Annotated in this window: 17 protein-coding genes and 1 tRNA gene; 11 read left to right on the top strand and 7 right to left on the bottom strand. The window is 72.3% G+C overall.

The features are described from left to right. Nucleotides 1-158: 158 nt before the first annotated feature. Complete coding sequence (locus GQF42_RS22445; protein ID WP_158922601.1) at nucleotides 159-617, top strand: ATP-binding protein; 459 nt, start codon at nucleotides 159-161, stop codon at nucleotides 615-617. 21 nt (nucleotides 618-638) lie between these two features. Here the strand turns inward: GQF42_RS22445 and pdxR are convergent, their stop codons facing one another. The 3 genes from pdxR to GQF42_RS22430 form a co-directional block, all read right to left on the bottom strand. After that, nucleotides 639-2,003, bottom strand: a complete 1,365-nt coding sequence (pdxR, locus tag GQF42_RS22440) for a MocR-like pyridoxine biosynthesis transcription factor PdxR (protein ID WP_158922599.1) — start codon at nucleotides 2,001-2,003, stop codon at nucleotides 639-641. 67 nt (nucleotides 2,004-2,070) lie between these two features. Further along, complete coding sequence (locus GQF42_RS22435; RefSeq protein WP_158922597.1) at nucleotides 2,071-3,555, bottom strand: aminopeptidase P family protein; 1,485 nt, start codon at nucleotides 3,553-3,555, stop codon at nucleotides 2,071-2,073. Nucleotides 3,556-3,715: 160 nt separating this feature from the next. Continuing rightward, the gene (locus GQF42_RS22430) at nucleotides 3,716-5,152 is read right to left on the bottom strand and encodes a PP2C family protein-serine/threonine phosphatase (RefSeq protein WP_158922595.1); all 1,437 of its coding nucleotides are present in this window, start codon (nucleotides 5,150-5,152) and stop codon (nucleotides 3,716-3,718) included. Between the two features lie 612 nt (nucleotides 5,153-5,764). Here GQF42_RS22430 and GQF42_RS22425 point away from each other — a divergent pair. Further along, nucleotides 5,765-6,430, top strand: a complete 666-nt coding sequence (locus GQF42_RS22425; protein WP_158922593.1) for a bifunctional DNA primase/polymerase — start codon at nucleotides 5,765-5,767, stop codon at nucleotides 6,428-6,430. Nucleotides 6,431-6,484: 54 nt separating this feature from the next. Then, entirely contained in the window at nucleotides 6,485-7,138 is a 654-nt protein-coding gene (locus GQF42_RS22420) for a hypothetical protein (RefSeq protein ID WP_233273424.1), read from the top strand. A 242-nt stretch (nucleotides 7,139-7,380) separates the two neighbouring features. On the opposite strand, the gene GQF42_RS22415 is transcribed toward GQF42_RS22420, so the two are convergent. The 3 genes from GQF42_RS22415 to GQF42_RS22405 form a co-directional block, all read right to left on the bottom strand. Beyond that, entirely contained in the window at nucleotides 7,381-8,343 is a 963-nt protein-coding gene (locus GQF42_RS22415) for a DUF5926 family protein (RefSeq protein WP_158922591.1), read from the bottom strand. Nucleotides 8,344-8,490: 147 nt separating this feature from the next. Further along, nucleotides 8,491-9,135, bottom strand: coding sequence for an ATP-binding protein (locus GQF42_RS22410; protein WP_158922588.1), 645 nt, complete (start codon nucleotides 9,133-9,135; stop codon nucleotides 8,491-8,493). Between the two features lie 169 nt (nucleotides 9,136-9,304). Continuing rightward, entirely contained in the window at nucleotides 9,305-10,135 is an 831-nt protein-coding gene (locus GQF42_RS22405) for a glycerophosphodiester phosphodiesterase (protein ID WP_158922586.1), read from the bottom strand. A gap of 275 nt (nucleotides 10,136-10,410) precedes the next feature. On the opposite strand from GQF42_RS22405, the gene GQF42_RS22400 reads away from it, so the two are divergent. Together GQF42_RS22400 and GQF42_RS22395 are read left to right on the top strand one after the other, a co-directional pair. After that, nucleotides 10,411-11,925, top strand: a complete 1,515-nt coding sequence (locus GQF42_RS22400) for a S1C family serine protease (protein ID WP_158922584.1) — start codon at nucleotides 10,411-10,413, stop codon at nucleotides 11,923-11,925. Nucleotides 11,926-12,162: 237 nt separating this feature from the next. After that, nucleotides 12,163-12,249: transfer RNA gene (locus tag GQF42_RS22395), tRNA-Ser, on the top strand. A gap of 370 nt (nucleotides 12,250-12,619) precedes the next feature. Here GQF42_RS22395 and GQF42_RS22390 read toward each other — a convergent pair. Beyond that, complete coding sequence (locus tag GQF42_RS22390; protein ID WP_158922582.1) at nucleotides 12,620-13,492, bottom strand: bifunctional DNA primase/polymerase; 873 nt, start codon at nucleotides 13,490-13,492, stop codon at nucleotides 12,620-12,622. A gap of 357 nt (nucleotides 13,493-13,849) precedes the next feature. Here GQF42_RS22390 and GQF42_RS22385 point away from each other — a divergent pair, with 357 nt between their 5' ends. The 6 genes from GQF42_RS22385 to GQF42_RS22360 all read left to right on the top strand — a co-directional run bounded on the left by GQF42_RS22385 (nucleotide 13,850) and on the right by GQF42_RS22360 (nucleotide 18,303). Next, nucleotides 13,850-14,161, top strand: a complete 312-nt coding sequence (locus GQF42_RS22385) for a hypothetical protein (protein WP_158922580.1) — start codon at nucleotides 13,850-13,852, stop codon at nucleotides 14,159-14,161. Between the two features lie 202 nt (nucleotides 14,162-14,363). Continuing rightward, nucleotides 14,364-14,960, top strand: a complete 597-nt coding sequence (locus GQF42_RS47295; RefSeq protein WP_158922578.1) for an acyl-CoA dehydrogenase family protein — start codon at nucleotides 14,364-14,366, stop codon at nucleotides 14,958-14,960. Continuing rightward, the gene (locus GQF42_RS22375; protein ID WP_158922576.1) at nucleotides 14,957-15,919 is read left to right on the top strand and encodes a bifunctional MaoC family dehydratase N-terminal/OB-fold nucleic acid binding domain-containing protein; all 963 of its coding nucleotides are present in this window, start codon (nucleotides 14,957-14,959) and stop codon (nucleotides 15,917-15,919) included. Before GQF42_RS47295 ends, GQF42_RS22375 begins: the two co-directional genes overlap by 4 nt. A 3-nt stretch (nucleotides 15,920-15,922) precedes the next feature. Next, nucleotides 15,923-16,354 carry a MaoC family dehydratase gene (locus GQF42_RS22370; protein WP_158922574.1) on the top strand — a complete coding sequence of 144 codons (432 nt, stop codon included), beginning with the start codon at nucleotides 15,923-15,925 and terminating at the stop codon, nucleotides 16,352-16,354. Next, nucleotides 16,351-17,517, top strand: a complete 1,167-nt coding sequence (locus GQF42_RS22365) for a lipid-transfer protein (protein WP_158922572.1) — start codon at nucleotides 16,351-16,353, stop codon at nucleotides 17,515-17,517. Before GQF42_RS22370 ends, GQF42_RS22365 begins: the two co-directional genes overlap by 4 nt. A 192-nt stretch (nucleotides 17,518-17,709) precedes the next feature. After that, nucleotides 17,710-18,303 carry a SigE family RNA polymerase sigma factor gene (locus GQF42_RS22360; protein ID WP_158922570.1) on the top strand — a complete coding sequence of 198 codons (594 nt, stop codon included), beginning with the start codon at nucleotides 17,710-17,712 and terminating at the stop codon, nucleotides 18,301-18,303. The last annotated feature ends 235 nt before the right edge of the window (nucleotides 18,304-18,538 follow it).

Raw genomic sequence — 18,538 nt, 5'->3', positions numbered from 1 at the left:
CGGCTCCCTACGGCAGGGCGCCGGAGCCGTCCCTCATACACCGATTCCTCCCCCGGCGCATCGGCCGTATGGGCGGTGTCACGTCAACGGTGTGCTTACGGCCCCCTTTGGGCGGCAATACGTAACGGTATGTCGAGCCGCGGCCAGGAGGCTGGAGCATGAGCATCTGGTGGTCACTCCATCTGCGTCGCGAGGCCGCGAGCGTGCCGCTCGCCCGGCGGTTGCTGATCGGCACCATGGAGACGGCGGGCGTCGACCCCGAGATCTCCTACGACCTGTCCGTCGCCCTGACCGAGGCCTGCGCGAACGCCGTCGAGCACGGCGGGGGCCCGGCCCGCGGCGGCTCCTCGGGGGCGTACCGGGTGACGGCGTACCTCGACGGCGAGAAGTGCCGTATCGAAGTGGCCGATTACGGACCGGGGTTCGCCCCCGCCCCCACCCGTACCCAGGACATCCGCCCCGTCCGCCCGGACGCCGAGCACGGCCGTGGCCTGTGTCTGATCCGGGAACTGGCCGATCACGTCCACATCGGCGCGAAGCCCGGCCGGGGCGGGACGGTGGTCAGCTTCGACAAGATCCTCAAGTGGAAGAGGGATCCCTCCCTGCTGACGGCGTGAGCGCCGCCACCAGCTCCCTCTTCAGCCGTCCAGCACCTTCGCCAGTGCCTCCAGGGCCTGCGGATAGGTCCGCTCGCGTGGCGTGCCGTAGCCCACGACCAGGCCCTGGGGGAGGTCCGCGCCGGGGTTGTGCCAGTGGTCGCCCAGGGTGCTCAGGGCCAGGCCCACGGTCTCCGCGCGGGCCAGTGCCTCGGCCTCGTCGGGCACGTCGACCAGGGCGTGCAGTCCGGCGGCGATCCCGCGCACGGTGCGGTTCGTGCCCAGCCGGTCCAGCAACTGGTCGCGGCGGCGCCGGTAACGCAGGCGGCACGCGCGTACGTGACGGTCGTAGGCGTGGCTGTCGATCAGTTCGGCGAGCGCGAGTTGACCGATGGTCTCGGTGTGGTGGTCGCTGTGCAGCTTGGCGTCGGCGACCGCGTCGACCAGGTGCGGCGGGAGCACCATCCAGCCGAGGCGCAGCCCCGGACCGAGCGTCTTGGAGGCGGTGCCCAGGTAGACCACCTGGCCCGGTGCCATGCCCTGGAGCGCGCCCAACGGCTGGCGGTCGTAACGGAACTCGCCGTCGTAGTCGTCCTCGATGATCAGGCCCCCGTGCGCGCGTGCCCAGCCGCCGAGCGCCCGGCGCCGCTCGGGGTGCAGGGTCACACCCGTCGGGTACTGGTGCGCCGGCGTGACCACCACCGCGGCCGCCTCGCCCAGCGCCTCGGGGCGCACCCCGTGCGCGTCGACCGGAACCGGCCGCACCGTCCCGCCGTTGTGCCGCACCACCTCCCGGTGGAACGGCAGCCCGGGATCCTCCATGGCGACGGTGGCGCCGTCCAGCACGCGCGTGAGGAGCGCGAGCCCCTGGACGTACCCGGAGGTGATGACGATGCGCTCCGGGGGCGCGATGACCCCGCGGGCCCGGCCCAGGTAGCCGGACAGGGCCGTGCGCAGTTCGACGCGACCGCGCGGGTCGCCGTAGTCGTACGCCAGGGAGGGTGCCGTCGCGATGGCGCGGCGCAGGGCGCGCAGCCAGGCCGCGGCCGGGAACGCGCCGACGTCAGGGCTGCCGGGGCGCAGGTCGAAACGCGGCGCACGCGCGTGTGCGGGCGCCTGCGGCGGCTCGGCGGCCGGCGGGGGCAGCGCGGCGACACGGGTGCCCGAGCCCTGCCGGGCCGTCAGGTAGCCCTCCGCCACCAGCTGGTCGTACGCCGCCTTCGCCGTGCCCCTGGAGACACCGAGGTCGGCCGCGAGGCGCCGGGTGGCCGGCAGCCGGGTCCCGGGGGTGAGCCGCCCGTCCCGGATGGCGTCCCTGAGCGCCCGCTCCAGCCCGATCCGGCGGCCGTCCCCCGCATCGGGCCCGAGATGCAGATCCACACCCGCACCGGACCACACGTCGTCCACGAATACCCTCCCCCTAGGTATGCCAATGGCCGGGCACCTCCCCGGTACCCGGCCATTGAAACGCAGATCAGCCCTTCAGCGCGGCCATCCACGCCTCGACCTCGTCGGACCGGCGCGGCAGCCCGGCCGAAAGGTTTCGGTTGCCGTCCCCGGTCACCAGGATGTCGTCCTCGATCCGGACGCCGATGCCCCGGTACTCCCGCGGCACCGTCAGGTCGTCGGCCTGGAAGTACAGGCCCGGCTCGACGGTGAGGACCATGCCCGGCTCCAGCGTGCCGTCGACGTAGGTCTCGGTGCGCGCGGCGGCGCAGTCGTGGACGTCCATGCCGAGCATGTGACCGGTGCCGTGCAGGGTCCAGCGGCGCTGCAGGCCCAGCTCCAGAACGCGCTCGACCGGGCCCTCGACCAGGCCCCACTCGACGAGCTTCGCGGCGAGCACGCGCTGGGCGGCGTCGTGGAAGTCGCGGTACTTGGCGCCCGGCTTCACGGCCGCGATACCGGCCTCCTGGGCCTCGTAGACGGCGTCGTAGATCTTCTTCTGGATCTCGCTGTACGTGCCGTTGATCGGCAGCGTGCGCGTGACGTCGGCGGTGTACAGCGTGTGGGTCTCCACACCGGCGTCGAGCAGGAGCAGGTCACCGGAGCGGACCGGGCCGTCGTTGCGGACCCAGTGCAGGGTGCAGGCGTGCGGACCGGCGGCGCAGATGGAGCCGTAGCCGATGTCGTTGCCCTCCACGCGCGCGCGGAGGAAGAACGTGCCCTCGATGTAGCGCTCGGACGTGGCTTCCGCCTTGTCCAGGACCTTGACCACGTCCTCGAAGCCGCGGACCGTCGAGTCGACGGCCTTCTGCAGCTCGCCGATCTCGAAGTCGTCCTTGACCAGCCGGGCCTCGGAGAGGAAGACGCGCAGCTCCTCGTCGCGCTCGGCCGTGACCTTGTCGGTCAGCGCGGCCTCGATACCGGCGTCGTGGCCGCGCACCACGCGGACCGGACCGGTGGCCTCCTTCAGCTTCTCCGCCAGCTCGCGCACGTCGGCGGCCGGGATGCCGTAGAGCGCCTCGGACTCGGTGAGGGAGTGGCGGCGGCCGACCCACAGCTCGCCCTGGCCGGAGAGCCAGAACTCGCCGTTCTCGCGGTTCGAGCGGGGCAGGAGGTAGATCGTCTCCTGGTGGCCGTCCGGGGTGGGCTCCAGGACCAGGACGCTGTCCTCGGTCTGGTTGCCGGTGAGGTAGGCGTACTCGACGGAGGAGCGGAAGGAGTACTCGGTGTCGTTCGAGCGGGTCTTCAGGTTGCCCGCCGGGACTACCAGGCGCTCGCCCGGGAAGCGGGCGGAGAGCGCGGCGCGGCGGCGCGCGGTCTCGGCGGCCTGCGCGATCGGCTTCAGGTCACGCAGTTCCGTGTCGGCCCAGCCGGACTGCATGTTCTCGGCCAGCTCGTCGGAGACGCCCGGGTACAGGCCGTTCTTCCGCTGCTTGATGGGCTCCTCGGACTCAGTCTCCGGGCCCGCTGCGGTGGCAGCGTCGGGCACGGCCGGGTTGAGTTCGTCGGCCACGTGATCCTCCTCGGTACGGCGTGTGATCTCCCCCGGCGGCCCGCGACGCTCACGATCGTGTCCGAGCGGGGGGCCTCCATCATCGTACGGTCGTACCGCGGGTGGACCAGGGTCGGATGACCTGTTATGCCCGGTCATACCGGCGGGGGCGGTGCCGTGCTCAGTCGAAGCGGGCCGCGAGCAGGACCACGTCCTCCTCGCCGTCCTCCCCCGGCCTCGCATGTCCCCGACCGGGCGGAACGCCCATGTCCGGGCCGTCCGGCAGGACGGTGCGCAGGATGTGGTCGGCGACGGCGCCGGGGTCGTGGCGCAGCGCGCGCGGGATGCTCGCGGCGGCCGTGTGCAGCCGGGCGAAGGCGCGGTCCATGGGGTCGCCGGTACGGTGCAGCAGGCCGTCGGTGTAGAGCAGGACCGTGTCGCCGGCCTCGGCCTGGATCTCCACGCTCGGCGCCTCCCAGCAGGCGAGCATGCCGAGCGGCGCGGAGACGGAGGTCTCGGCGAACTCGGTGCGCCGCTCGCCGATCAGCAGCGGCGGGCTGTGTCCGGCGCCGGCCAGGGTGATCTTGCGCAGGGCGGGCTCGCAGTAGGCGAACAGGGCGGTGGCCGAGCGGGCGGGCTCGGTCAGCCGCAGCAGCAGCTCCAGGTCGGACAGGACGGCGACCGGGTCCTCGCCCTCCATCACGGCGTAGGCCCGCAAAGAGGCGCGCAGGCGGCCCATGGCGGCCACCGCGCTCGGGCCGCAGCCGGTGACCGAGCCGACGGACAGGCCGAGGGCGGCGTCGGGCAGCGGCAGCGCGTCGTACCAGTCGCCGCCGCCGTGCGGGCCGGTGCGGTGCCGGGCGGCGAGCTGGACGCCGGGCACGCGGGGCAGCCGGGAGGGCAGCAGTTCCTCGGTGATGGTCGCCACGCGCGCGCGTGTGCGTTCCACCTCCAGCAGCCGGGCCAGGTGCTCGGTGGCGTGCCGGACGTAGAGGCCGGCCAGATGGCGCCGGCGCTCGTCGGGCTCGGCCGGTTCGTCGTAGAGCCAGACCGCGGCGCCGAGGCGGCCGGCGGAGTCGGAGGCGAGGGGCAGGGCGTAGCTGGCGGCGTAGCCGAGCCGTGCGGCGACCTCGCGGTGGCGGGGGTCGAGGCCGTCCTCGGCGAGCAGGTCGGGGTGGGCGATCTCGGCGGCGGCACCGGTGTCGTAGGGCAGGGCGCCGCGCGGGACGGTCTCGATGTGGCCGAGGTCGGCGTGGCCGAGGCCGAGGCCGAGGGTGACACGGGGGCCGAGTCCGTCGGCGGGCTCCAGGACGACGAGGCCGCGACGGGCGCCGACCAGGGCGGCTCCGGCGCGCAGCAGCTCGTGCAGGGCGGGATCCAGCGCGTTCGTGCGGGAGAGGTGTTCGGTGAGTTCGTGGAGGGTCGTCAGGTCCGAGACCCAGCCGGCCAGCCGGTCCTGGAGGAGGGCACCGGGCGCGGGGGCGGCCGGTGCGGGCACGGGAGCGGCGTCGGGGGAGGACGTGGCGCCGGGGGCGGGGGGTACGGGCGCGACAGTGTGTGCGGGCGTCGGAACCGTTGGATCGATTCCAGCCACTTTCGGAGGGTGCGGGGCGTTCATGGCGTCCGGCCTTCAGACCGGTGCGTATTGCTGAAAAGCATCGCAAACCCCCATGTCATTCTGCGCCGCTAGCAGTGTCTCCACATGTACACGCACTCGTGAGGGGATGTCCAGCATTGTCCTGCAGGGATTCCTGGTGTCTGTGAGACGGGCGAGGGTTTTTCCCGAACCCCTTGCCTTACTGCCAAGTTGGCCTAAAACTGCCTCGGGTAACGGTTCATTGCGGTCGACTGGCCTTGCTCCACGGAGCGTCACAGCGGTCGTGATGGGTACGTACTCGGAGAAGGCCAGGGGTGGTTGGGGGCTACCCGGAACCTGGCGGCGGACCCGGGCGTCATAGCCACCGACGGCCGAGCCCCATCCTCCCTGGCGGAGGCGGAGAGAAATACGCGCGACGGCAAAAACGCCATACTTCGCCACCCCTACGCCGCAGCCGTGCTTTTGTCGGACACACCAGGAATGCGGAAGCGGCCCCTGCTCGACCCCCTGGGGACCCCCCTGCCGTGCGCGGGGGTGTGATGCGCCAACAGGTACGCACAGTGAAGTGATCGACACATGGTGTGATGTGGACCACGGTGTTGCCAGCGGTGCAACGGAAAGGAACGAGCGCTCATGCGCGAGATCCTCGGAAGGCGACGCAGGCTCCTGTCCAGGCGGAACGACGGGAGGCCTGAGCTGATCAGCGCGGCCCTGACCTTCGCGACCGAATGGCAGTGGCCGGTACTCCCGGGTGTGGCCCCGGACCCGCAGGGTCGGGCCCGCTGCGGCTGCCCCGACCCGGAGTGCACGGTGCCCGGAGCACATCCCTTCGACCCCGGCCTGCTCGCGGCCACCACCGACGCACGCATGGTCCGCTGGTGGTGGACCAACCGGCCGAGCGCGCCGATCGTCCTCGCCACCGGAGGCAGGGCCCCCTGCGCGGTCAGCCTGCCGGCGCCGGCCGCCTCCCACGCCCTGGCCCTGCTCGACCGCCGGGGCATGCGCCTCGGCCCGGTGGTCGCCTCGCCGACCCGCTGGGCGCTGCTCGTCAAGCCGTACTCCATGGAGCAGTTGGGCGAGCTGCTCTACGCCAAGGACTTCGTGCCGGGCTCGCTGCGTTTCCACGGGGAGGGGGGCTATCTCGCCCTGCCCCCGTCCGAGACCGGTCAGGGGGGCGTCCGCTGGGAGCGGGCACCGCTGCCGGGCTCGGCCGTGCCCTGGGTGCCCGATGTGGAGGCCGTCGTGGACGCCGTGGTCGACGCCCTCACTCGTACGGGTGTGAGCGCGCCCGAGTTGTAGGAGTGTCGGCGCGGGGGCGCAGAGGGTACGTCACCTGCTCGTTATTTTTCGCTCATGCAGCGAATTCCTGGGGGACAGGGCCGTCGAATTCCGGGGCGTCACAGTCGTCGCCCGTCGTCGGAGGGCGGGCCGGACCCCCGATCGATCCGTCTGCTCGCCCTGGTCGGCGTCGTGACGGCCGCGGTCGTGCTGCCGCTGGCCGTCGCCTTCGCCGGTCAGGTGGGCGAGCCGGCCGCGCGCTCGGCCGAGCGGCCGCGCGGCGCCGTGCGCGACTCCCGGCGCGAGGACGCCAAGATTCCCCCCGCCAGTGCCTCTCCCCGGCTGCTCGGGCTGGGGCTCGCCACCGCCGCCCGCTGCGGCCCCGAGCTGACCTCGCCCGAGGGCATCGAGGCGCAGACCTGTGTGCTGACACAGGGCGCGGACACATGGGCGCGCACCTACTACCGCAACGCCACCGGTGAGTCGCTGGACTCCGTGCTGAGCATGCTGGGCCCGGACGGTCGCAGTGTGCAGATGCACTGCGTCACCGGCGCCGACGACGAGCCCGCCACCTGCGAGACCCCCCGCCGGCCCAATGGGGGCCTGCCGGACGCCTACTCGGCTGTCGACGAGTTCGCCCGGCGCGGGGGCGACGGTGCCCTGCTGCTGCGCTCGGGCAGCAGCACGGCGGACGCCGGAACCAACTCCGGAGCGCCGAAAAGGAGTTGACGCCGCGCTACGGACCCTGTGCCGTACGCGGACATGGAAAGACCCGGTTGCTGGCGACGGGGGATGCACCAGCAACCGGGCTACAGGAACGGTAACAAGAGATCGGCGGTTCGCAAATTCCGACTGGGGCATTCGGCCACCGAAATCCCCGTGATGACGGCGAGTTGTGACAGGAGTCACCTGTTCCGCCGCCTCTTGTCACGGCTGACCGGTCGGTCAGCCGTGACACACGCGCGTGGTGCTCAGCTGAGCGTGACCTGCCGGTTGGTCAGGCCGCCGCGGGCCCGGCGCTCGTCCGCCGTGAGCGGCTCGGTGGCGGCGAGAGCGGCGGCGAGACGCTCGGCGAACTCGGCGGCCGGCTTCTCCACGTCCTCGGCGGACATGCCGCTCGGCAGGTCCCAGACCGGCACCGTGAGCCCGTGAGCACGGAAGGAGCCCACGAGACGGGTGCCCTCGCCGAGGCTCGAGCGCCCCGCGGCGTGCAGCCGCGCGAGAGCGTCCAGAAGCTGCTCCTCGGGGTGCGGCATCACCCAGCGCAGGTGGTTCTTCTCCGGGGTCTCGCACCAGTACGCCGCGTCCACACCGGCCAGCTTCGCCGTGGGGATGGCGGCGGCGTTGGCCCGCTCCAGGGAGGCGGTCACGTCCGGCGAGGCGTTCTCCGCGTCCGGCACCCAGAACTCGAAGCCGCTGTGCACGACCGGCTCGAACGGCGCGTCGGCGTCGAGCAGGTCCTGCAGCCGGGGGCCGTCGGCGGGAGCGCGGCGGCCCTGCACGGGCGTGCCCGGCTGTGCCTCCAGTGCGCGCACGAGCGTGTCGGCGAGGTCGCGGCTGATGTCACCGGACGCCGTGTCGTTCTGCAGGCCGAGCAGCACCGTGCCGTCGTCACGGCGCAGCGCCGGCCAGGCCATCGGCAGCACCGTGGCGAGCATGACCGACGGGACGCCCTCGGGCAGGCCGCCCTTGAGGGTCAGCTCGACCGTTGCGGCGGGCACCAGCTCGCGCAGTGCCACCCAGTCGCACTCTCCCGTGATGCCCTCGAACGGGCGGTGCACCAACTCGGTCACCGCGTGCGCGGCGGCCCGGCCGTGGCAGGCCTTGTAGCGCCGGCCGCTGCCGCAGGGGCAGGGCTCGCGGGCGCCGACAACCGGGATCTCTCCGTCCGTGATCTGTGGCTTGGCCTTCGTCTGGGGTCGCTTCTTGGCCATCGTGGGTGTCTCCCGGTTACGGCTCTTCTCGTACGGGCGGAGCCTAGCCGTTCCGGACATCACCGACGGGAACCTGTGGACAACGCACGCGCGCTCGACGCCAGTGGTGTGAACCTGTGGACAGTACGGGGGACATGGACCCCGGGTTCAGTCCAGGTCCTCGAAGGAGTCCGCGAAGTCCAGGCCGGCCATGCTCATGTCGGCGAGCGCGGGGGCCGTGACGCGCGTAGCGAAGCCCTCGCGGCGGCACCCGGCATCGGGATCGTGGACGTCCTCGTGGACCACCACCCAGACCGTCACCTCGCCCCGGGCGTCGTCCCGGACGCCCCAGTCGTCGGCGAGGGCCGTGATGATGTTGAGCCCGCGGCCGCCGTGCGCGGTCACCGACGGAGTGGCCGGCGCCGGGCGGGTCGGACCGCCGCCGTCCGTCACCTCGACGATGAGCCGCCCCCGCAGGTCGACCTGCCATGCGGCCCGCACATCGCCGTCACCGGCGAGTGAGCCGCCCAGGGGCCGCCCGTGCTTGCAGGCATTGCTCAGCAGTTCCGAAAGGATCAGTACGGCATCGTCGATGACCGATTCCGAGACGCCACCGCTGCGCAGCTGCGCGCGCATCCGGTGCCTCGCCTTCCCCACGCCCGCAGGGCCATGGGGTACGGCCATGCTCGACGACGTGGGCACCTCCTGTGCCACCACCAACGCCACCCCCGAGACCTCCTTTGCCCCACGCCACGGTGTGGATGCCCCCTGGACCTTTACCGGAAACCGGCCAATCCCCTTCCGGTGACGCATTCGTAACGCCCCCGTACGGAGCGAACGCGCCGGAGCACTCCCTGTGACGATCGGCTACTTCGTCTGGTCGTCGTGTGGCTGAATTCCATCGGCGTGGCCGACAGGGAGGATCCAGCAGTCGCACAGCCCGGTCAAGGGTTCCGGGTGGCTCTTTACCGGCCTCTTGAGGTCACACCCGGCCCAATCGGCGCAGTACCGCGCGCGGGCGGTTGGTGATGATCGCGTCGATGCCCAGATCCACGCAGAGGTCGACGTCCTCGGGGTCGTTCACGGTCCACACGTGCACCTGGTGACCGGCCCGTTTCAGCCGTTCCACGTATGCGGGGTTGCTGCGCACGATGCGGATCGAGGGGCCCGCGATCCGCACGCCCGCGGGCAGCCGTCCGTCGCGCAGCCGCGGCGTGAGGAACTGCACCAGATAGACCGTCGGCAGGGTCGGCGCGGCGGCACGCACGCGGTGCAGCGAACGCGCCGAGAAACTCATGATCCGCACGGGGGACTCGGCGGCGGAGGCCGGCGCGTCCAGGCCGAACCGCTTCAGCAGCGTCAGCAGCCGCTCCTCGACCTGGCCGGCCCAGCGTGTGGGGTGCTTGGTCTCGATGGCCAGCTCCACCCGCCGCCCGGCGTCCGAGACCAGCTCCAGCAGGCGCTCCAGGGTGAGGACGGAGGTCTCCTCGCGGTCCTCCGGGCGGTGTTCCCAGTCGGGCTCCTCGTCCCGCCCGCGCCACGCCTCGCGCGTCTTCCAGGAGCCGAAGTCGAGCGCGGCGAGATCGGCCAGCTCCAGCGCGGAGACGGCGCCGCGGCCGTTGGAGGTACGGTTCACGCGCCGGTCGTGGACGCAGACCAGATGGCCGTCGGCGGTCAGCCGTACGTCGCACTCGAGGGCGTCGGCGCCGTCCTCGATCGCCTTCCGGTAGGCAGCCAGGGTGTGTTCGGGCGCGTCTTCGGAGGCGCCCCGGTGGGCGACGACCTGGAGGGAGCGTTGTGGTGCGTGGGTCACCGCGTCATGGTGTCACCGTACGGCCGCGCGCGGGGCGGCTCAGCCGCACCTAGTGTCCTGTTATGTAACTTTTGGTGAAAATACCCTATGTAAAGACTGGCCGTGGACCCACAGCCACGGCTTATGGTGCTCTGACGGCTGGTGAGAAAAGCTGACCGCATACAAACGGAACAGTGAAGACTGACCACAGCACCATGCACAGCTGCCGAGCGTGACCGAGTGCGACCGAGAACAACAGCCGTGGGAACAACAGCCGTGGATCGAGGAGAAGAGCTGTGAGCACCGAGAACGAGGGCAACGAGGTACCCCCGGCCCCGTCCGCACCCCCCGTGCCGGTGGGCTCTCCCGCAGCTTCCCCGCAGGGCCCTGCGCCCGAGGGGAACACACCGACCGCTCCCCTTCCGCCGGTCCCCGAGGACGCTCCCGCCGCCGGGACGCCCGCGGGCGCGGCCGGCGCCCCGCACCCCTCCGGCCAGGCTCCCGACGCCTCCTGGCCGCCCCCGCCCCCGGTCACCGCACCGCACGGCGAGGGCCAGGCCTACGGCGAGGGTCCGGCCTACGGCGCAGGCGCTGCGGGTGCCGCGGGCGGTGCCGGTGGCTTCGGCGCTGGTGCCGGCGGTGCGGCGTGGGGAGCGTCGTACCAGCAGCCCGCGCCCAAGCCGCGCGGGCGCGGCGGGCTGGTCGCGGCCGTCCTGGTGGCCGCGCTGGTCGCCGGCGGCCTGGGCGGCGGCCTCGGCTACACCCTGGCCAAGGACCACGACGACAGCGGCTCCACGACCGTCTCCGCCTCGGACGGCAGTGCCGCCCAGGTCAAGCGCGCGCCCGGCACCATTGCCAACGTGGCCGCCAAGTCGCTGCCGAGCACGGTCACCATAGAGGCCGAGGGCACCAACGGAGACGGCGGCACCGGCACCGGGTTCGTCTTCGACACCCAGGGCCACATCCTCACCAACAACCATGTGGTGGCGGACGCGCTCAACGGCGGCAAGCTGACCGCTACGTTCCCGAACGGCAGGAAGTACGACGCCGAGGTCGTCGGCCACGCCCAGGGCTACGACGTGGCGGTCGTCAAGCTCAAGAACCCGCCGTCGGACCTCAAGCCCCTCGCGCTCGGCGACTCCGACAAGGTGGCCGTCGGCGACGAGACGATCGCCATCGGCGCGCCCTTCGGCCTGTCCAACACGGTGACGACCGGCATCATCAGCGCCAAGAACCGCCCGGTGGCCTCCAGCGACGGCAGTTCCTCCAGCAAGGCCTCGTACATGAGCGCCCTGCAGACCGACGCCTCGATCAACCCGGGCAACTCCGGCGGCCCGCTGCTGGACGCCTCCGGCGCGGTCATCGGCATCAACTCGGCGATCCAGTCGACCAGCGGCGGCGGTGGTGGCTTCGGCGGCTCCAGCCAGTCCGGCTCGATCGGCCTGGGCTTCGCCATCCCGATCGACCAGGCCAAGTACGTCGCCCAGCAGCTGATCAAGAACGGCAAGCCGGTGTACGCCAGGATCGGCGCGTCCGTCTCGCTGGAGGACTCCAGCAACGGCGCGAAGATCACCGAGCAGGGTACGGCGGGCTCTGCCGCGGTCGAGGCGGGCGGCCCCGCCGACAAGGCGGGCCTCAAGCCCGGGGACGTGATCACCAAGCTGGACGACATGGTGATCGACAGCGGCCCGACCCTGATCGGCGAGATCTGGACCCACAAGCCCGGCGACAAGGTGACGATCACCTACAAGCGGGGTGGCCAGGAGCACACGGTGGACCTGACCCTGGGCTCCCGGGTGGGCGACAGCTGACCCGCTGCCGACCTGCACGCGCGCGTAGGGGCGCCTCTCGACACAGGGGCGCCCCTTTGCCGTTCGCGGAGGGCCGCGGCGCTCGCACGCGCGCGTGTTGCCGGTTCGGCCGCCGCTGTCGCCATGCGCCCGCCAAGGGCTCGAGCCCGTCTCTCGGGCCCGGTACCGACCACAGCGCCCGCCGAACGCCCGGTCCCGGTACGCTGTTACCCGCTCCGTCCCAGGTGGACGACGCGGGGAGGCGTGCCCGAGCGGCCGAAGGGAACGGTCTTGAAAACCGTCGTGGCAGCGATGTCACCGTGGGTTCGAATCCCACCGCCTCCGCAGGTCAGAGACGTGCTGGTCAGAAGGGGTGTCCCTCGATGAGGGGCGCCCCTTCTGCATGGGGCCTGTCTCACCTTGATCCGGTCCTGTCGCGTTGCGGATCAGTGCGTGTGGACCAGGCGTGGACCAAAGGGCGAGGGGAGAGCCGCAGCTCTTTCACGCGGGTGGGTGCCAGGCATCGCCCGGTTACCGTCCTTCATGACCGCAACGCCGACGGTGACGGGGGCGTGAGCGGCGCTGCCCGTGATCCCGGGAGTGGCCCGCTCCGCTCGGCAAATGCCGTCGGGCGCGCTATCCGGATGCCTCTCCGGCCCGGGCGGGAGGGGGCTGCGGCAGGCGCATCCGAGCAGGTCGGGCCCGCACGCGTCCCTCACCGCCGGTGTCCTGTCATCCGGGCCGCCGAGGCGATCGTCGCGCGGGCCTCGCGTTCCGTCAGGCCGGTGTTGAGGGCCGCCTCGGTCAGGGCCTCGCTCAGGGCGGGGCCGAGGCCGTTCTCGTAGGCGCGGCAGGCGGCCCAGAACAGGCGGGTGTTGCGCTGGCCCTCGTGGGCGGAGAGGACGAACTGGATCAGGCCGCGGCCGTGGTCGCCGGGGACGGCCGGGGCCGGGTGCGGGCCGCGGGGCGGGGGCAGCAGCAGGCGCAGGAGGGACGGCGGGCAGGCGGCGGGGGCGAGGTGTGTGGTGCCGGGCGCGGTGGTGTAGACGCCGTGGTCGGTGCGCGAGCCGGGGCCCACGAGATAGCCGCCGGCGCCCCGGATGTCGATGCCGGGGGCGAGGCGGCCGGCCGAGTTCGGTACGACGACGTCCGGCGGGCCGGTGAGCCACAGATGGCGCCCGCCGCTCGGGGTCCGGACGACGACCGTCTCCGGGATGGTGAACAGGTGGCGCAGGGCCAGTTCGCGCAGGGCGGCCGAGGAGTCCGTGCCGGTCTTGGTGTCCAGGTCGACACCGATCAGGTGGTACGGGGGCAGTCCGCAGGCGATGCCGTAGCCGGTGGCCCAGGGGGCGGCGGTGAACATCTCGCGGATGCGGACGGGGTCGGTCGAGGCGTCGTAGACGCCGTGACCGAGGCGGCCGCACGCGCCGTGGCAGCGCGAGCCGGCCGGGTCGGGGTCGTCGTGGTGGGGGGAGCGCAGGGCCGGGAGCTTCGTCCGGGACAGCGGGATGACGGCCAGGCCGCGTTCGGCGGCTGACAGCGCGTGTGCGAGGGCCAGGGTCGTGGCCTGCCGGTCGGTGGTGGCCATGGGTCTATGTTCGTACGTGCGTTCGAAAAAGGAAAGAGGGGCGCCTACGGCACGCCGGAGGCGGCAGGCCGGGCGGGGCGTTCGACGGAACGGTTCACCTCTTGTGCCGCTTGGGGGGTGAAAGTACCGATGCATGCTTCCTGGCCCGAGACGCGACAAAAAGAGGCGATAAGGGTTTATCGACTTGTCATCACGCTTGCGTGCGAATCACGTCTTCCAGGGTGGTTCGCCAGGGATTCGGTGGGCAACTCTTGATTCGCGACGTCGTCCAGACAGTCGAGGCGGTCGGCCAACTGCCTTGATACGAAAAGCAGTTCACACACTTCCGGCCCTCGGGTCGCTTTCTGGAGGATCAAGATGGCAAGCATCCGTACCGCCCGCGTTGTCGCCGTCGCCGCCGCTCTCCCGCTCGCAGCAGCCCTGTTCGGCGGGGTCGCTGCCGCGGACAACGGTGCCATCGCGGGCCACGGATCGAACGCCGGCGTGGCGAGCGTCGTCGGCAGCGGTGTCGGCCACGACAACTTCGGCAACTCGTCCACCACCCAGCAGAACGCGGTCGGCGCCGGCGCCTCGAACCAGAGCAACACCGCTCAGGTCAACGGCTCCGCCCTCACGGCCATCCAGCAGGGCAACGAGAACGTGTCCGTCAACTTCGCCAACCTCTGGTGAGCACAGGGCGAGGTCCCTCCCGGTGAGGGCCCTCGTGGGGTGTGCTTCGGGGTCGTAACACGTCGAGCGGCGGCACGTGGGTGCCGCCGCTCCGGCGTTTTCCGGGCCGCCCGGCAGGCCGTCGCCGACCTTGACACCTGCCGTTGCCTGACGGACAGTCAGAAACCTTCCAGGGAAGGTCTGCGAGGCAGGGAGGCCCGCCGTGCACCTCGCCCCCACGCAGCGGCGGCGACGCCTGCGTGCCGAACCGTGCGCCCGTGTCCGGACCGTGCCGCCCGGGCGCGGCGAACCGGTCGGCCGCCGGGCCGTTGTGCGGCGCACCGGACCCGAGGTGCGGAGGACGGCGGCCATCTGCTGCGACGACGTCAACGTTCCTGCCGTCCGTGCACTCGATCCGGTGAATCCGTGGCGCCGGACCGATGGGCCGTGGGTGCGTCCGAGAGTGGTCGGCGCGCATGCCCGGCCGACGGTGAAATGCCTGCTCAGCCGGTGTCCGGTGGCTGATGCGGGCGGGGGCGGGGCGGTGCCCGGCGAGGCGGACGGCGGGAAGGCCGCGGGAACGAAAGCGGCTGTCGCGACGTATCGCATGTGTCAGGAGATCGCGGGCGAGGCGGGTCGGGCCCGCTCCGGCTCCCCGGCGGTGCTCGGGGGCGGGGGGCCGGAGCGGCTGAACAGGACGGCACAGACCAACACGTTCGGGGGCGGGGTGAGCGAGGTGCAGCGGGAGACCGTCGCGACGACGCGGCTCGGGTGCGCGAGGACGGCGTGCACGGAGCGGGCGCAGAGGGGGCCGGCATGAACGGGAGGAGTGCGCGGCCCGACGCGCTGGGCGCGCGGCTCAAGGCGTACGAGGGCCGCGCCGCCGCGGCCGCCGGGGCGGGCCGGGACCCGGTGAACGCGCCGATGATCCGGCACTGGTGCGAGGCCATGGGCGACACCAATCCGGCGTACCGCGGCCCGGACGCCGTCGCCCCGCCCACCATGCTCCAGGCCTGGACGATGGGCGGCCTGTCCGGACACGCGGACCGCACGGGCGCCTACGACGAACTGCTCGGCCTGCTCGACGAGTCGGGCTGCACATCGGTGGTCGCCACCGACTGCGAGCAGGAGTATCTCCGGCCGCTGCGCCCGGGTGACGAGGTCACCTTCGACGCGGTGATCGAGTCCGTCTCCGACCGCAAGACCACGAAGCTGGGCACGGGGTACTTCGTGACGACCCGCATGGACGTACGGGTCGCGGACGAGCTGGTGGGGACGCACCGCTTCCGCATCCTCAAGTACGCCCCCGCGCCCCGCAGACCTCCGGCCGCGCGCCCCGGGCGCCCCCGCCCGGTGGTCAACCGGGACAACGCCGGCTTCTGGCAGGGCGTGGCCGAGCACCGGCTGCTGATCCAGCGGTGCACAGGCTGCGGCACCCTGCGGCACCCCTGGCTGCCGGGCTGCAACGCCTGCGGCTGCCTGGAGTGGGACACGCTCGAGGCGAGCGGCGCGGGCACGGTCTACTCGTACGTGGTCATGCACCACCCGCCCTTCCCGGCCTTCGATCCGCCGTACGCGGTCGGACTGATCGAACTCGCCGAAGGGGTGCGGATGGTGAGCAACGTGGTCGGGGTGCCGTACGACAAGGTGCGCATCGGGTTGCCGGTCCGGGTGGAGTTCCTGAGCCACGAGGACGACGAGGGCGCGCTGGTCCTGCCGGTCTTCCGGGCCGTCGAGGGCGAGCGCCGACCGGGGGAGTCGACCGCGAGTGGGGAGTGAGACATGACGACGGCTGCCAGGGGGGCAGTGACGGCGGGCACCGAGCTGCCGCCGCTGGAGATCCCGGTCACGCGGACGCTGATCGTGGCGGGGGCGATCGCGTCCCGGGACTACCAGGACGTGCACCATGACGCGGAGCTGGCCCGGCAGAAGGGCTCGCCGGACGTCTTCATGAACATCCTGACGACGAACGGCCTGGTCGGCAGGTACATCACGGACCACTTCGGCCCCACGGCGGTGCTCCGCAAGGTGGCCATCAGACTGGGGGCGCCCAACTATCCGGGAGACACGATGGTGTTGACGGGCACGGTCGAGTCGGTCGACGGCGACACCGCCACCGTGCGCGTCGTCGGCGCCAACGGCATCGGCCGCCATGTGACGGGCACGGTGACGGTCACGGTCCCGGCCCGGCGGCCCGGGGAAGGTGCGGCATGAGCGGGCCTGCGCGCGACACCCTGGGCGGCCGGGCCGCGGTCGTCGGGATCGGGGCCACCGAGTTCTCCAAGGACTCGGGCCGCAGTGAGCTGCGGCTGGCGGTGGAGGCGGTGCGGGCCGCGCTGGACGACGCGGGGCTGGCGCCGGCCGACGTGGACGGGATGGTGACGTTCACGATGGACACCAACCCCGAGATCACCGTGGCCCAGGCGTGCGGGGTGGGCGAGCTGTCCTTCTTCTCGAGGGTCCACTACGGCGGCGGCGCGGCCTGCGCAACCGTGCTCCAGGCGGCCCTCGCGGTGGCGGCGGGCGTGGCGGAGGTCGTGGTCTGCTACCGGGCCTTCAACGAACGCTCGGGCCGCAGATTCGGCGCGGGCGTACAGCACCGGGAGCCGTCGGCGGAGGGCGCGGCGCTCGGCTGGGCGCTGCCGTTCGGGCTGCTCACCCCGGCCTCCTGGGTGGCGATGGCGGCCCAGCGGTATCTGCACGCGTACGGGGTGACCCCGGAGGTGTTCGGGCATGTGGCCGTGGTCGACCGCAAGCACGCGGCGACCAACCCGGCGGCGTACTTCCACGGGCGTCCCCTCACCCTGGCCGAGCACGCCGCGTCGCGCTGGATCGTGGAGCCGCTCCGGCTGCTGGACTGCTGCCAGGAGACCGACGGCGGGCAGGCCGTCGTCGTCACCTCCCTGGAGCGGGCCCGGGATCTGCCGCACCCCGCGGCCGTCATCGCGGCGGCCGCGCAGGGTGCCGGCCGGGCGCAGGAGCAGATGACCAGCTTCTACCGGGACGATCTGACCGGCCTGCCGGAGATGGATGTGGTGGCCCGCCGGCTGTGGCGCACCTCCGGCCTCGGCCCGGCCGACATCGACGTGGGCATCCTGTACGACCACTTCACGCCGTTCGTGCTGATGCAGCTGGAGGAGTTCGGCTTCTGCGGGAAGGGGGAGGCGGCCGGTTTCGTGGCCGAGGAGCGGTTGGCGCTCAACACGCACGGGGGCCAGCTGGGGGAGGCGTACCTGCACGGGATGAACGGCATCGCCGAGGCGGTGCGCCAGCTGCGGGGCACGGCGGTGAACCAGATACCGGGAGCGTCCCGGACCCTGGTGACGGCCGGCACCGGGGTGCCGACCTCGGGGCTGATCCTGACGGCGGACGGCTGAGGTCATGGGGCCGGTCCCGCACCCGGAGCCGAGCCGGGCCACGGCCGGTCTCAGGGTCGAACCCGCAGACGGTTGTACCCGCACTCCACCTTCAGGAGGTGGAGCCTGCCCCACCCCTACAACCTGAGGGGGACTCTGCTTAGGGACCTGCGGGCGATCCGCCGGGGCGGCTCCCGCTCCTAGCGTGGAGCCATGACCACACCCGTCTGCACCAGCGCCTCGGCCGCCGCCGCACCAGCGGGACAGACCCTCCCCCACGCCCGCCGCCGGCCGAGCGGTGCGACCCCCACGTACCCGTCGTTCGCCTCGTATGTCAGGGCCCGCCAGCCGGTACTGCTGCGCACCGCCCGCTCGCTGACCGCGAACCCGAGCGACGCCGAGGACCTGCTGCAGACCGCGCTCGCCAAGACCTATGTGGCCTGGGACCGGATCGAGGACCAGCGGGCGCTGGACGGCTACGTGCGCCGCGCGCTGCTGAACACCCGGACCTCGCAGTGGCGCAAGCGCAGGGTGGACGAGTTCTCCTGCGACGAGCTGCCGGAGCCGGAGCCGGTGCCCGGCGTCGACGACCCGGCCGAGCGTCAGGCGCTGCACGACGCCATGTGGCGGGCGATCATGAAACTCCCGGCGCGGCAGCGGGCGATGGTCGTCCTCAGGTACTACGAGGACCTCAGCGAGGCCCAGACCGCCGATGTCCTCGGGGTGTCGGTGGGCACAGTGAAGTCGGCGGTGTCGCGCGCGCTCGGCAAGCTGCGCGAGGATCCCGAGCTGGGGCTCATCCGCTGAGCTGAGCCCACGCTCCCCCATCGCGGCCCCCCTCCTCGGCCCTTCCTCGGCCCTTCCTCGGCCCTTCCTCGGCCCTTCCTCGGCCCTTCCTCGGCCCCTCCTCGACCCTTCCTCAGCCTGCTCCTCAGCCCCTCCTCCTCGGCCCCGAGCCCCGTTCCCCGGCGGGTTCCCTTCCGCTTGGTGACGAACCACCTAGTGACATACCGCGCGGTATGTGCGCAGAATCGGCGCAGCC

Origin of the sequence: Streptomyces broussonetiae, from assembly GCF_009796285.1 — a bacterium.
GTDB classification, from domain to species: Bacteria; Actinomycetota; Actinomycetes; order Streptomycetales; family Streptomycetaceae; genus Streptomyces; species Streptomyces broussonetiae.
Note: the sequence above shows the minus strand (reverse complement) of the source record. Positions and strands in the feature narration are given on the sequence as shown.

Excerpts from the sequence above, each read along its gene's own strand:
- GQF42_RS22425 (WP_158922593.1), top strand. The coding sequence starts at position 5,765 with ATGCGCGAGATCCTCGGAAGGCGACGCAGGCTCCTGTCCAGGCGGAAC.
- GQF42_RS22370 (WP_158922574.1), top strand. The coding sequence starts at position 15,923 with ATGACGACGGCTGCCAGGGGGGCAGTGACGGCGGGCACCGAGCTGCCG.
- GQF42_RS22430 (WP_158922595.1), bottom strand. The coding sequence starts at position 5,152 with ATGAACGCCCCGCACCCTCCGAAAGTGGCTGGAATCGATCCAACGGTT.
- GQF42_RS22375 (WP_158922576.1), top strand. The coding sequence starts at position 14,957 with ATGAACGGGAGGAGTGCGCGGCCCGACGCGCTGGGCGCGCGGCTCAAG.
- GQF42_RS22385 (WP_158922580.1), top strand. The coding sequence starts at position 13,850 with ATGGCAAGCATCCGTACCGCCCGCGTTGTCGCCGTCGCCGCCGCTCTC.
- GQF42_RS22420 (WP_233273424.1), top strand. The coding sequence starts at position 6,485 with ATGCAGCGAATTCCTGGGGGACAGGGCCGTCGAATTCCGGGGCGTCAC.
- GQF42_RS22390 (WP_158922582.1), bottom strand. The coding sequence starts at position 13,492 with ATGGCCACCACCGACCGGCAGGCCACGACCCTGGCCCTCGCACACGCG.
- GQF42_RS22410 (WP_158922588.1), bottom strand. The coding sequence starts at position 9,135 with ATGCGTCACCGGAAGGGGATTGGCCGGTTTCCGGTAAAGGTCCAGGGG.
- GQF42_RS22365 (WP_158922572.1), top strand. The coding sequence starts at position 16,351 with ATGAGCGGGCCTGCGCGCGACACCCTGGGCGGCCGGGCCGCGGTCGTC.
- GQF42_RS22360 (WP_158922570.1), top strand. The coding sequence starts at position 17,710 with ATGACCACACCCGTCTGCACCAGCGCCTCGGCCGCCGCCGCACCAGCG.
- GQF42_RS22415 (WP_158922591.1), bottom strand. The coding sequence starts at position 8,343 with ATGGCCAAGAAGCGACCCCAGACGAAGGCCAAGCCACAGATCACGGAC.
- GQF42_RS22445 (WP_158922601.1), top strand. The coding sequence starts at position 159 with ATGAGCATCTGGTGGTCACTCCATCTGCGTCGCGAGGCCGCGAGCGTG.